This is a genomic window from Bartonella grahamii subsp. shimonis (assembly GCF_036327415.1).
GTDB lineage: Bacteria > Pseudomonadota > Alphaproteobacteria > Rhizobiales > Rhizobiaceae > Bartonella > Bartonella shimonis.
The window spans coordinates 229,620-244,204 of sequence record NZ_CP123961.1 but is presented as its reverse complement, the minus strand read 5'-3'; the positions used below and the strand labels follow the sequence as shown (position 1 = coordinate 244,204).

Genomic DNA, 14,585 nt, shown 5'->3' with positions numbered 1-14,585 from the left:
TTTGTTTCTCACAAGTTGTATGGCAAAAGGAGGAGCGTTGGTATTGGTAACGTTTTGTTTTGGATTGCTTATAGCTTGATGCGACGGAGATATAGGCTTTCATGAAGCTCCAGTTTTGTAGGGAGAACGAGATGAACACACTTATGGGCTCATGCTGCTGGGAATGTTAATTGCTGTATTTATTATTACGTGTATCCATATAGCTGGTTATTGGTTTTAAGATATGCTTTTATTGCGTTGAGTACCTCCTGAGTATGAGCTTATACTCTTTCAATAGATAAATATCAAAAAGAAGCTGATCAAAATAGTGAGACAAATCTCCACATTCTTGTGAGTGATTACATGATGTTTATTAGGGATGAGGAGGAAGAAGATTCTACACTTTTGCTGATAAGTAAAACTTTATCAGTTTATTTTGCTGCGTGTAATATTCTATTGTAAATAGTCAGTTCATTCAGTAAAGCGAGGCATCTAAAACCTTTTGAGTGGAACAAGAGGCATTGACGAATTGGTCTAGATTCGATAGTTGAAGGTATTTTTCATTGGGGGGAAAAGCATGACGCTGCAATCGCTTTTACAGACATATCGTGACGAAGCGCGTACTGAACGGGACAAAGGTACATATTTTGAGCGTTTTGCTCTTGCTTATCTGACACATGATCCTCTTCAGTTTGGGTGTTATGAAAAGGTTCAAACCTTTAAAGATTGGGCGCATGAAAATGATTGGGATGGTCGTGATACCGGTATTGATCTGGTTGCAAAGCTTCGTGATGAAGAGGGTTTTGCGGCAATCCAATGTAAATTTTATGATGCAGCCTACCGGATTAGAAAAGCAGATATTGATAGTTTTATTTCGGCATCAGGAAAAGCTCCGTTCAAGCGGCGTGTGATTATAGATAGTACTCAAAGTGCTTGGAGTGATAACGCTGAAACAATGATACGGGGGCAGGATATTCCCGTTATACGGATTGGTCTTTCTGATCTACAAAAAAGTCCGATCCGTTGGGAAACTTTTGCAGCCAATGGTAAAGTTGTGTTGGAGGATAAAAAGAAAATCCGTCCACATCAATTGGAGGCATTGCGTTTTGTGCGTTCGGGGCTTGCTGAGGCTGATCGGGGTAAGCTTATTATGGCTTGTGGTACTGGTAAGACATTTACCAGTCTTAAGATTGCTGAGGATTTGGCTGGTGAAGGCAAGTTTGTTTTGTTTCTTGTGCCCTCCTTGGCTTTGATGTCACAGACGGTCCGTGAATGGACAACGGATGCAGAAATCGGATTGCGCTCCTTTGCTGTCTGTTCCGATACACAAGTGGGAAAGCGTCGTAAAAATAGTGATGATGTTGCTGAAATTGATGTGTTTGATCTTGCTTTTCCGGCGACAACCGATGCTGCTAAACTTGCAGAATGTGCGAGCGATCATGTTGCAGATAGGATGAGCGTTGTGTTTGCAACCTATCACTCGATTCAGGTTGTTGCGGATGCACAGAAAAATCATGGTTTGCCAATATTTGATCTTATCATTTGTGATGAAGCGCACCGTACAACAGGGGCAACGCTGGTTGGAGAGGATGAATCCAATTTTGTCAAGGTGCATTCTAATGATGTTATTCGTGCTAAGAAGCGCCTTTATATGACAGCGACACCACGTATTTTTGGTGATAACGCAAAAAGTCGCGCGAATGAAGCCAATGCTGTTCTTGCTTCGATGGATGATGAAAAGCTTTTTGGTAAAACACTTTTTTATCGGGGCTTTTCATGGGCAGTACAGAATGATCTTTTAACAGATTATAAGGTTATTGTCTTAGCAGTGGATGAAAAATTGATCAGTTCAGCTGTTCAAAAGCGTCTTAGTGATGACCAGTCTGAGCTTGTTCTTGATGATGCAACAAAGATTATTGGGTGTTATAAGGCGCTCACAAAACAAGATTTGAAGGCTGATGTTGGTGCGGATCCACACCCCATGCGTCGTGCTTTAGCGTTTTGTAAGACTATTAAAAGTTCTGAATTGGTGCGTGATGAATTTTCTGCCGTTGTTAGAGAATATCTTGATTATACGAAAGGGAATACCGAAAACGCGCCATTTCTGAAGTGTGAAATTGAGCATGTTGATGGCACTTTCAATGCGAAGGATCGTGGTGCATTACTTGACTGGCTGAAAGCTGAGAGTGGTGAGGATGTTTGTCGTATTTTGACTAATGCACGGTGTTTGTCTGAGGGGGTGGATGTTCCGGCTCTTGATGCGATCATGTTTTTAAATCCACGCAAGAGCCAGGTTGATGTTGTGCAAGCGGTTGGGCGGGTAATGCGGCGGTCTGAGGGCAAAAAGATGGGGTATGTCATTTTGCCAATCGGTATTCCCTTTGGGATTCCAGTGGAACAGGCTTTGAACAACAATGATAAATATCGGGTTGTTTGGCAAATTTTAAATGCTTTGCGTGCGCATGATGATCGTTTTGATGCGACGATTAATAAGGCATCATTAGGGCAAAATATCAGTAATGTGGTTGAAATTATTGGTGTCACACAGAGCACGGAGTTACAAGCTGTTACTACGATTATAGACAATCTTCCGGTTCGCTCACAACCCGCAAGATCGGGCATTGGAACGCTGGAGCGTGATTTCCTTTTTACAGATCAGATAAACGAGGAGCTTTCTTTCTCGGTGGATGAACTTTCTCGTGCGATTTTGGCAAAGATCGTTAAGAAATGTGGGACACGTGATTATTGGGAAGATTGGGCGAGCAACATTGCTGAAATTGCTAAGAATCATATCACGCGCTTAACCGGTATTCTGGTAGAGCCAGAGACTAAAGCGCGTCAAGCCTTTGACAGGTTTGTGGCAGAATTGCGTGATGATTTAAATAATGCGGTTACAGAGGCTGATGCGATTGAGATGTTGGCACAACATATTATCACGCGTCCTGTTTTTCAGGTGTTGTTTGAGGGATATCAGTTTACACGTGAGAATCCGGTATCGCGTGCTATGCAGCGTATGCTTGATGTGCTTGATGAGGCGAACCTTGATAAAGAATCCAAAGATCTTGAGAAATTTTACGCTAGCGTAAAATTACGCGCCAGTGGCATTACGGATCCAAAAGCAAAGCAGAGGTTGATTATAGAGCTTTACGATAAGTTTTTTCGCTATGCTTTTCCACGCACTGTAGAAAAACTAGGTATTGTTTATACTCCCGTTGAGGTTGTGGATTTTATCATTCACTCTGTTAATGATGTCTTAGAGCAAGAATTTGGGCAAACGCTTGGCTCATCTGGTATACACATCTTGGATCCGTTTACAGGAACGGGGACCTTTATCACGCGGCTTTTACAATCGGGTTTGATAAAACCAGAGGAGATGAAACACAAATTTTGTCATGAAATTCATGCCAATGAAATCGTACTTTTAGCCTATTATATTGCAGCCATTAATATTGAGACAACCTATCATGGTCTGATGGGGGGCGATTATGTTCCGTTTGAGGGAATTTGTTTAACCGATACATTCCAGCGTTATGAGCAAGAAAAAGACTTGATCAGTGATTTGCTGGTGGATAACAGCACACGTCGGGTGCACCAGAAGGAACAGGATATTCGCGTTATTGTTGGCAATCCTCCTTATTCTTTTGGGCAAAAAAGTGAAAACGATAATGCGAAGAATATTGGTTATCCTAAATTGGACGTTCGCATTCGTGAAACTTATGCTTCTCAATCTAATGCGAGCAATTTTAATAGACTTTATGACAGTTATATTCGTGCTATTCGCTGGGCAAGTGATCGCATAAAAGACTGTGGTGTTATTGGTTTTGTGACTGGTTCTGGTTATGTTGAAAAATTATCAATGGATGGTCTCAGAAAAAATTTGAATGAAGAATTCTCGAGCATTTATGTTCTCAATTTGCGGGGTGATATTCGCAAAAATATGTTGAGCAAAGGGCGTGCTCAAGAAGGGCAAAATGTTTTCGGCAGTGGAAGCATGACAGGAATTGCTGTGACATTGTTTATCAAAAATCCCAATGTCACGGAGCATTGCAAAATTCACTATTACGATATTGGTGATAATCTCACGACAAAAGAGAAACTCCGTGAACTTCAGCAGTTGGGTAGTGTTGGTGGTATCAAGCGTGAACATGGTTGGCAGATGATTACACCAGATGAGCATGGCGATTGGCTGGATCAGCGCAACAGTGATTTTGAAAAGTTTCTAGCCTTAGGAGACAAGAAGAGCTGTGATAAAAAGCTCTTTAAAAACTTTTCTTGTGGTGTAAAAACTAGTCGTGACGCTTGGGCATATAATTCAAGCCGTGAAGCTTTAGAAAAGAGTATGAGCAATATGATTGCTTTTTATAATAGTGAAATCCAGCGTTTTAATAATACTTATGCACATTCTGATCGCAAGGCACGTGCGAATGCCGTGAACGATTTTATTAACGCAGATTCTAAAAAGATCAGTTGGAATTATTCTCTCAAACAAGATTTCGTAAGAGGAAGGTCTTTTAACTTTAAGGGAGATTGCCTTACGCAAAGTCTTTATCGCCCTTTTACACGACAATGGCTCTATTATAATCGAGCTCTTAATGATAGCGTTTACCAAATGCCGCGTATCTTTCCGATGGGGAAAGCGGTTGAAAATAAAGTGATACAAGTTACAGGAACTGGAGCAAGAAGTGGTTTTTCTGTTTTGATGACTAAAAGCCTACCAGATTACTGTACAATAGATAATGGGCAATTTTTTCCACGATATGTTTATGAGGATGCATCATCCTTAGGAGGTAAAGAGGAAGATCAGGTTCATTTATTTGCAAATTTTGCAGGGGAAAGCAAAGAAATTGGTTTGCAGCGGCGTGATGCACTCACGGATGAAGGGTTGGCCTATTTTAAGGCAGCATATCCTGGTGAAATGATAACAAAGGATGATTTGTTTTATTATGTTTATGGGATTTTGCATTCTGAGGATTATCGTGCGCGGTATGTCCATAATCTGTCTAAAGAATTGCCACGTATTCCGACAGTTAAAAAGGTAGAGGATTTTTGGGCTTTTGTGACAGCGGGGCGAAAGCTTGGTGACTTGCATATGAATTATGAAGAAGTTGAACCATATCCTGTTACCTATAAACAGGGTGATCCAAGAACTTGGATGATTTCTGATGAGAAAAGTTTCTATCGTATTGAAGCAATGAAATTTGCTGGTAAGCGCGGTGCTATTGATAAAAGCACAGTGATTTATAATGCGCATATCACGATACAGAATATTCCTCTTGAAGCTTATGAGTATGTGGTCAATGGTAGGCCTGCTCTTGAATGGGTTATGGAGCGCCAGATTGTCAAAACCGATAAAGCGAGTGGGATTGTGAATGATGCTAATCGCTATGCTGTTGAGACGGTGGGTAATCCTGCCTATCCTTTGGAATTGTTTCAACGGGTTATTACGGTAAGCTTAGAAACAATGAAAATTGTGCGCAATCTTCCAAAATTGGAAGTGCGAGAAACTGAAAAGGTTAAGTTATCCATTGTGACGTAAAAAAGTATCGAATCGTCACAAGTTGGCACTATCATACACTTTGCCAGCTCGTGGGTATTGTGACAACTCTTGTCACTTGAGACAAGTCCATAAGAGGCATGCCTTTTTTGTACAGTTTTAAGCCACGCAGGCTCTCTCCCCTTGTGATGTGCAAGTCCTTTATTATGTGCAAGAAGATGGTTTTGATTGATTCAACATGAGAGAGATTTAAAATGAGAGAATCTGATGATATTGAGAGCTCTCATTCAAGTTGTAGTGTATAAACTTTCCTTATAAATTAATATGTTGCATGCGATAAAACATCCTAGGTAGTAGACGGGTAAAATGATGATGTATGCGCTTTAGCGACAGGGGTGAATATTTTCAGGTGGGGCTTGTTTGTCGAGCATTATGGGAGTGAACTCTATAAATGGGGAAGCTGAGATGAACCTGCCCAGAGAAGTAGGATTGTTTACAAACCGTTGCTGATAGAAATCATCGTCCTTTGAGGTGTTGTGAGGAAATCACAGCTCTCATGAAATCTGTCTTTTGAGCGCGGGTGATCGGAAGTGAGTAGGGAGAACGCGTTAGACAAGAAGCTGGATTTTTATTGTTTACAGATTGATAGAGTTTAAAAAATTTCGTTCTTTTTTGGGGAGGCTGCCAAACAAAAAGTGTTTTTAGAGGGAAATGATTTCAAAAAAGATTGCGATAAAGAACGTGGGATGTTTGTGGCGGTGTGCATTTCGAGCTTATTCCTATCTGTGATCTAAAATGCTCTTATGAAGATGTTTTGTAGAATGAAGAGCTTGTTATTAATCTATTGATTTATAATGATCGTTTAACGTTCTCTCTGTTAAATGAGAAATCTAAGGATCATAAATTTTCTCATTTTAAATTTATTAAAATTACTTCTTTGCATGTCATACGAGGTTGGTATGTTCGTGTTGAAGAAAAGCGTAAAGCATGCCTCTTACCAATCATCCCAAGTGCTTAAGAGTTATCGTAATATTGGGGGGCGGCAAAATATAGGATGAGGCGGTTTGCATTTTTTATGAAGCGTAAAGACGGTGGTATACATAGATCTCTATAACAAGTCTGGAGATTTTATAGTTGTCTGGGCGGCTTTATTTACAAGAGCTTAATATAGAGCTTAATATATTGGGATGGTATGTACAAATCCGTGTTGTGAGATATGTTTTGGCTGTAAAAGATGTTTTGGGTGAATGTGCAATACAGTGAGACGTGTATTGTGGGGGCTGCTTTGTGTGAGGGTAAGCTCTGTCGAGCTTTTATAGAGGCAACTTATGTGAAAGGGTATGGAAAAAACGGTATGAAGTGGTCAGAAAATAGCAAGGTTGTTAAAAAAGTCAGAAGGAGAAGGATCAGAAGGTGGTTCTGATATAGACTTGGAGCGTTTTAATATATTGGAATAGAAGAATGCGGATTTGATTGATCTGTTGTATTGCGCTTTCAGCATCGCTCTTTTTAACAGGATAAGCAATGAAATGGATATCAGGCATTAAATATTTAAGTTCTCGCATCGAGCGCCACATATGGTAATCATGGGTGACGATATAAAGGGTTTTATAGTGGTGTTTTTTGATCCAAGCAGCACTTTCTTTGGCATTCCCTCTGGTGTTAATTGCTTGATGCCCGATATCAATGCAACAGGAGATAAGATGTGGGGTAATATGCATGTTATGCATGAAACCTTTCAGATTGGTTGTGGTGTTTACGCCACTGATAAGGAGTCGTGAACCAAGCCCCCTTTGTAAGAGATTAAGTCCTGTCTCTATTCGGTTTTCTCCGCCTGTCAGCACAATGATGGCATCAGCTTTGGGGAGAGGCTTTGGGGGAGAAAGTCTTTCAGTTTTTTCAGAAAAAACAATAAAACCGCCCCAGAAAATGAAAACAATGATTGCAAGAGTAAGTGTTGTCGGCGGAAAATAGCGAAATAAAAAGGACACGGACCAACTATAGTGGGGCCGTTTTAGAAGAGGACGTTCTAAATTGTTTTGCGTTAATGAGTTGGAATGGCAGGAGTGGTGAGTCATAAAATTAAAATAAACCGTTTTCACATTGATCGATTTTTTTCAGTTGCGCTAAAATAGTCATGCGGTTTGTAAGGGTGGTGAGAAAAGAAACAAAAATAATAAGAAGAATGATTTTTCCGTAAGGGATAGAACTTATCGAAATATGCCCAAATAAAGCGGTTACTTGGCTGGCTTCTGCTCTTCCTAAGTTATAATTTGTCCAGAGGCAAAAGGCTGAAAACAAAAATATGCTTGCGAGACCACCATATAAAGCACCACGCAGTGCAGTTTTAAAAAAATGCCAATCAAATTGACGCGCAATAAAAAGAGTTTCTGTGCCAAGGAAATATAACACATTGATAATATGAGCATTTTCTGCCAATGCATTGCGGGTGGCAAAAATGATGGTAAGAATAAGAGAGCCTAGAACCAATGCTAAAATTGAAAAACCAATGAAAACAGTGGTGTGTGCCATGGTCACAAAACGATGGACCCAAACACGGTGATCATCAAATTGACCTCCTGGAATTTGGGTTTTAATGGCGTGATTAATGGCTGCAAAATTGATTTTTTTATCTCCATTCAGGGTTACAATGATAAGGCGGGGAAGAGGCAGTTCATTGAAATTGAAGCCTGTTCCAAGCCATGGCTCCAGTAACTTTTCGGTAGCTTTTTGGTCAACAATTTTTGCATCTTGTACACCAGAAAATGTTTTAACCAATTGTACGGCATCATGGAGTGCTTTGTTGATATCAACATTGTCAATGGGGCGTATTTGTATTGTTGCTTCATAGCTAATCTGATTACTCCAATTTTGGGCGGCACGTTGGACTAAATCAACACCGATTAAGGTGAGGCTTGAAAGGAATGTCATAATAGCAATCACGGCAACCAATGCTTTTCCAGAAATATTATCACTGGGAATAATCGCTGTTGTATTTTTTTTATTGCTTATAAAAATGGGGAAAGACTTATTCATGAATTGTCATCCGTCCGTTATGGAGAAGCATACGTCGTGCTGCAACTTGTTCCATTAAGGCAATATCATGGGTAGCAATGATAACAGCTGTTCCAAAACGATTTAATTCAATAAACAAACGGAGTAGGCGTTTTGCCAAGGGCGGATCGACATTTCCAGTGGGTTCATCGGCAAGTAGAATTTCAGGTTGATCAATGAGCGCGCGTGCAATGGCTACCCTTTGTTTTTCTCCGCCGGAAAGAACTGGTGGTAAAACATGAATATGATCTCCCAGGCCTACCCAACAGAGAAGATCTTCTACTTCACTGCGATAGGTTGCTTCTTCTTGTCCTTTAATGCGTAAAGGTAAGGAGACATTTTCATAAGTGGTCATGTGGTCGAGTAAACGAAAATCTTGAAAAACCACACCGATACGTTGTCGCAGCGCAGGGAGCTCTTGACGTTTGAGTAATGCTGTGTCTGTTCCAAAGAGATCAATATGACCGCGGGTGGGTCTGAGTGCCAAAAACATAAGACGCATCAACGACGTTTTCCCTGCTCCAGAGGCGCCAGTGAGAAATTGAAATGATCCAGGAGGAATATGAAAGCTAATATCACGAAGGACCTCAGGTCCCATTCCATAGCGTAGACCGACATTTTCAAAATGAATCACTTTTTATTATTACTCCTGATTTTATATTGCATCATCTATTCTAAAAATTTTTGCTTTCTCATCGCGTTAGGCTTTTGTTGTAAGCTTGTTTATTTTAGATTTCATGGTTTTCAATATTTGTTATATACCCTTGTTATAGATAAATATTTTTGCTCAAGAATATTATCACTTATACTTTCTCTTTTTAACTTTATTTATGATTTTAGCAGGAATTTCAAAGTGATTCTAGCATAAACATCGGAACTATTTTTCCTTCTTTCTCAAAGGCTTTTTTGTATTGAGTGGGTATTGGGCGATTTTAAAAAGCTATGTTGCTCTTTTTATCTTACTTTCTTATTTTTATCCGCATTCATATTCCAATCTTGGCATATTTCAATCGTGAAGTTTTTTCTTCAATTATTTCTTATTTGTTATGAAGAAAAGCGTTTGTTGTTAGGGAGAGCATATGCGTTGTTTAGTTTTTTATTCTCATGGGTGGTTTTCGTAACAATGCTAGAATAATTTTAGCAAAAACACAAAAACCACCGTATGTTGTATTTCGTCGTGTTTTTTTAGCTTTGTCGGTTGGCAATCAGATCTTCAACAACTTGTGGTTCGGCAAGGGTTGAAATATCTCCAAGAGTATCAAAATCGTTTTCGGCTATTTTTCGTAAAATACGTCTCATAATTTTTCCTGATCGCGTTTTGGGAAGCTGTGGAGCAAACTGAATTTTATCCAATATGGCAATAGAACCTATTTCTTGTCTTACATGTTTAATAAGGCCTTTTTGCAATTCTTCACTTGGCGCTGTCCCTTCCATGAGGGTCACAAAACTATAAATTCCTTGTCCTTTAATGGGATGCGGATAACCCACAATAGCTGCTTCTGATACAGCGGGATGAGAAACAAGGGCTGATTCAATTTCAGCAGTTCCTAACCTGTGCCCCGAGACATTGAGAATGTCATCAACTCGCCCTGTAATCCAATAATAGCCGTCACTATCGCGCCTACAGCCATCACCTGAAAAATATTTTCCGTTATAAGTAGAAAAATACGTTTGAATAAAGCGCTCATGATCTTTATAAAGCGTGCGCATTTGTCCGGGCCATGAATCACTGATACAAAGATTGCCTTCTGCTTCACCTTCTAAAACATTGCCTTGGGCATCAACAATTTGGGGTTGAATACCAAAAAAAGGACGTGTGGCTGACCCTGCTTTGAGAGGTATTGCACCAGGCAAAGGCGTGATCATATGTCCTCCTGTTTCAGTTTGCCACCATGTATCGAGAATCGGACAACGGTCATTTCCAACTGTATGATAAAACCATTCCCATGCTTCGGGGTTAATCGGTTCTCCTACCGTGCCTAAAAGACGCAACGATGTTCTTTTTGAGTGTTCAACAAACGAATTACCTGCTCCCATTAAGGCGCGGATAGCTGTTGGTGCGGTATAGAGTGTATTGACTTGATGCTTGTCAACAATTTCCCAAAATCTTCCTTTGTCAGGAAAGGTTGGTGTGCCTTCAAACATTAAAGTGGTCGCACCATTGCATAAAGGTCCATAAACCAAGTAAGAATGACCGGTAATCCAACCAATATCAGCTGTACACCAGTAAATTTCATCAGGGTGGTAATCAAAAACATATTGATGTGTCATCGCGGCATAAACAAGATAGCCCGCTGTGGTATGTAAAACACCTTTGGGTTTGCCGGTGGAGCCGGAAGTATAAAGTATAAAAAGCGGATCTTCAGCATTCATTGGTTCTGGTGGGCAGTCTATTTTGGCATGAGCGATCTCTTTGTGGTACCAAAAATCACGCCCCTCTATCCATTGAATGGGTCCACAAGTCCGCCGTATAACCATGACTTGGTCTACATGCACGTTTTGGCGCGCTGCTATCTCAATAGCATGGTCAACATTGTCTTTTAAGTTGATTCGTTTGCCGCCACGCAAGCCGTGATCAGCGGTAATGATGAAGGTTGATTCGCAGTCAACAAGGCGCCCTGCTATTGCCTCAGCAGAAAAGCCTGCAAAAATAACCGAATGAACAGCACCAATGCGGGCACACGCGAGCATAGCATAGGCTGCTTCGGGAATCATGGGGAGATAAATGGTTACTTTATCGCCTTTCTTAATGCCACGACTTTTCAAAAGATTGGCAAAACGACAAACATGTTCATAAAGCTCATTATAGGTTATTTTTTTATCATGATAAGGATTATCTCCCTCCCAAATGAGCGCAATGTGATTTCCATGGGCTTTCAGGTGGCGATCAATACAATTATAGGCAACATTTGTTATCCCATCTTCGTACCATTTAATTGATACATCTCCGTTAAAAGAAGTGTTTTTTACTTTTGTAAAAGGTTTAAACCATTCAATGCGTTGACCATGCTTGGCCCAGAAGCTTTCTGGATCATTGATGCTTTCTCGATACCACTGTTGATAAGTTTTCTCATCGAGTAAAGTATTTTTTTTGATCTCTTCTGATATTGGATAGATTTTTTCAGTCATGCTTCCCTCTTTTTATTTTTTAGAAAAATCAGCCATTGTATTTTTATATTTGTGGCAGAGTTTTCCCAAAAGCTTTTCATTGTGAGGTTAGACTAAATGACAAAGATTGGTATAGTCAATTTTTAAATCTGATGTGATGATATTTAAGAGAGTATTCTATGCTTTTAGGATACTCAAATGTGGCAAAACCTATTGCGATATAGAGCTTTTTGTAAACGCATAAAGACATTAAAAAATGTCTATTATAAAAGATATAAACCAATATAGTTAAATAAAAGACTAACAAGAAAGAATATTGAGCTTATTAATAATGATTTTTAGAGAATCTTTCCAACTATAAGAAATAAAATTATAATAAAAAATATATATTAAACCAAAAAAAAATGTTGCTATAAGCGATTCAATAATTTTAGAGATAAAATCTGTCATTATAAATCATGATCACTCATTAATAGTATCGTTGCTACTTTATTCAGCGTGCTCGCAACTCATCCAATAAAGATTAATATAAACCAAAATATCTACATAAACTATCAGAAATAAAAAATAGAATTCCCACAAATAATCCTGTTATTATAGATAGTTTCTAACTCCAACCACCGAATGTTTTAACAAAAGTAGCATATATAGGGATAAATACAACAAGTATTAAGAACAATCTTGTAACTTTATAAAGAATATCCATTATAGAAAAAATAATATTTTATATAGTAGATATCTCTGAAAATTATTTTGTCCATAGATATTTGGTATATTCTTTCGAATATATTTACAAAAATACTAATTTCAGAGATATCTTTGTCGCTATTCTCTATAAATTAGAACCAACACTCCCAAGCTTTTTCTCCAAAAGCCCAAAGACCACCTGCTAAGAATCCACCTGCGGCGCCTAAGAGGTCACCTGAAAGCGCCTCCGCTGGTCCTCCAGACATACCACCAAATGTGCTCCGCCTACTCCTCCATCAAAAGCTCCATGCAACCCCCTTGCACCTATGTGAGACATAAAAGCATTAGGACTACATGCATTTCCATAAATGATAGGTGTTGAATCATTTATCGTATAAGTTAAACCTGAAGCAAAATTTCTCATTTTAATCTTCCTTGAATTATCTATACTAAAATATTATCACAATGATACATTTCAAATGGCTATCACGTATTTTAGATCAGTATCAAAGGTAAACTTTAAAAATAACAATAAAAATACTGTATAAATAATATATACATTGTGTATATATGAAATTTTCTTAAAAAATAATAGTATTATTTTTTAATTAGTTTAAAATTAGAAAAATGTGCATCTGAAAAATTGGTATTTTTCTCTTTGTTTACGAGAAAGACAAAGGAATAACGATAAAGGAATATCGTTATTGAGATCAGTTTCATTGCCATTGTTTTGTATGCATATACTATGCGTATATACATGGGATTCATTTTTTTATTTTTCAGGCGAATATTGACCGTATGTTACGCTTTGTAGAGCATGGAAAGCCTCTATGCTATCGTTGTGATCTTATAGATTTCTGTCATGTTGGTTAGCGTGGCTCTTGGTGCTCTAGTGGGCATTTGAGATGTTTATTTTGCTCAAGTGACTTACATGAAAGAGTTTTGTTACTGTATTATACAGCCATAAGCCTTTTTTGCCTGCTTTACACCATTGGCATGCGGGGAAATTGTTTACGCGTGTTGGAGAAGTTTAAGAGAATTCGTGGTTTTTAATAAGGGCCTTTGTGAAGCTGAGGCTAAATATTCTTTTGCTATTAGTGATTTTGCAATAGTTTTTTCATGAATGCGCAACGCCTCTCTTATCATTTTGCCTTTGTATAAGGATTTATTTTTATGTTGCTTTTGGTGGAGAGGCGGTCAGAGGGGAGGGGAAGTAGAGCCAATATGCGAGAATATGAGAGCCTAAGTAGGGCTGTTTTGAAGCTATTGTACGTGTTGTGGATGTGCTGGTGAGAAATTTGAGAAGACCAGCTTTTTTGCTTATTTTGCTAACAGGATGAAAGAGGGACGGGAATTTTTTTGCTAGAGTTGCTCTTTTATTGAGCTTTAGGGGGATATTTTTTTCATTTCTGTTGTTTTTGGCTTATTCGTAGGGGGCTCAATGGAAATTTATATGGAGAGGAATGAATTTATATTAGGGAAAATTGCTTTACACAGGGCGGTTTCCAAATAAAGCAGAGCCAATGCGAAGGACGTTAGAGCCAAACTGTAGAGCGGTTTTGAAGTCACTGGACATGCCCATGGAAAGCTTTGGAAGACCGGCTTGTTTTGCTAATTTTGCTAATAGCGCGAAATAGGGGCCGGGGTTTTCGTCGACAGGGGGAATGCCCATAAGACCGATGATATCAAGTCCATAGTTGTTTTTGCATTGGTCGACAAAAGATGTCGCTTCTTGTGGTGCTACCCCACTTTTTTGCGGTTCTAAGCCAATGTTGACCTGAACATAGCAGGGGAGATGCCTTTTTTGTTTTTGCATTTCTTTCGCCAAAATTTTGGCTATTTTTTCGCGATCAACCGTTTGAATGACATCAAAAAGTTTCACTGCTTCAGCGGCTTTATTTGATTGTAGAGGACCGATAAGATGAAGTTTAATATTTTCAAATTGTCGACGTAACTCGAGCCATTTTTGTGCTGCTTCTTGCACGCGGTTTTCTGCAAATTGAGAGTGACCGGCTTGCAAAAGGGGACGTATATCAGCGGCAGAAACAGTTTTTGAAACAGCAATAAGTTCAATTTCTTCTACGGAGCGTTGTAGCTCTTGACATGTTTCAGCAATGTCTTTTTGAAGGTTTTGCCATGCTTCAATGGAAGGGGCATCGGGGGACGTTTGTGTATTCATATTTTTGTACTTTACCGTTTTTGTTCAAGAGTTGGTCGTTTTTTAAAAGTTTTATAAAATACTTAGGGAAATATTTCACGAAAA

At 39.0% G+C, this 14,585-nt stretch carries 6 protein-coding genes; 1 reads left to right on the top strand and 5 read right to left on the bottom strand.

Features of this window, described 5'->3' with window-relative positions; all coding sequences use genetic code 11:
* Positions 1-556 precede the first annotated feature (556 nt).
* Positions 557-5,515 carry a DEAD/DEAH box helicase gene (locus QHG57_RS01280; protein WP_330169318.1) on the top strand — a complete coding sequence of 1,653 codons (4,959 nt, stop codon included), beginning with the start codon at positions 557-559 and terminating at the stop codon, positions 5,513-5,515.
* 1,364 nt (positions 5,516-6,879) lie between these two features.
* Here QHG57_RS01280 and QHG57_RS01275 read toward each other — a convergent pair.
* The 5 genes from QHG57_RS01275 to QHG57_RS01255 form a co-directional block, all read right to left on the bottom strand.
* Positions 6,880-7,551: a YdcF family protein gene (locus QHG57_RS01275; protein WP_330169317.1), complete on the bottom strand. Its 672-nt coding sequence runs from the start codon at positions 7,549-7,551 to the stop codon at positions 6,880-6,882.
* 4 nt (positions 7,552-7,555) lie between these two features.
* The gene (locus tag QHG57_RS01270; protein ID WP_330168298.1) at positions 7,556-8,509 is read right to left on the bottom strand and encodes a cell division protein FtsX; all 954 of its coding nucleotides are present in this window, start codon (positions 8,507-8,509) and stop codon (positions 7,556-7,558) included.
* A complete protein-coding gene (gene ftsE, locus QHG57_RS01265) occupies positions 8,502-9,161 on the bottom strand; it encodes a cell division ATP-binding protein FtsE (protein ID WP_330168297.1) in 660 nt (219 codons plus the stop codon). The genes QHG57_RS01270 and ftsE overlap by 8 nt, the downstream gene beginning before the upstream one ends.
* 551 nt (positions 9,162-9,712) lie before the next feature.
* Positions 9,713-11,656, bottom strand: a complete 1,944-nt coding sequence (acs, locus tag QHG57_RS01260; protein ID WP_330169316.1) for an acetate--CoA ligase — start codon at positions 11,654-11,656, stop codon at positions 9,713-9,715.
* A gap of 2,155 nt (positions 11,657-13,811) precedes the next feature.
* Entirely contained in the window at positions 13,812-14,501 is a 690-nt protein-coding gene (locus QHG57_RS01255) for a YggS family pyridoxal phosphate-dependent enzyme (protein ID WP_330169315.1), read from the bottom strand.
* Positions 14,502-14,585: the final 84 nt, after the last annotated feature.

Coding starts and splice junctions, on each gene's coding strand:
- acs (WP_330169316.1), bottom strand. CDS start 11,656: ATGACTGAAAAAATCTATCCAATATCAGAAGAGATCAAAAAAAATACT.
- QHG57_RS01270 (WP_330168298.1), bottom strand. CDS start 8,509: ATGAATAAGTCTTTCCCCATTTTTATAAGCAATAAAAAAAATACAACA.
- QHG57_RS01280 (WP_330169318.1), top strand. CDS start 557: ATGACGCTGCAATCGCTTTTACAGACATATCGTGACGAAGCGCGTACT.
- QHG57_RS01275 (WP_330169317.1), bottom strand. CDS start 7,551: ATGACTCACCACTCCTGCCATTCCAACTCATTAACGCAAAACAATTTA.
- QHG57_RS01255 (WP_330169315.1), bottom strand. CDS start 14,501: ATGAATACACAAACGTCCCCCGATGCCCCTTCCATTGAAGCATGGCAA.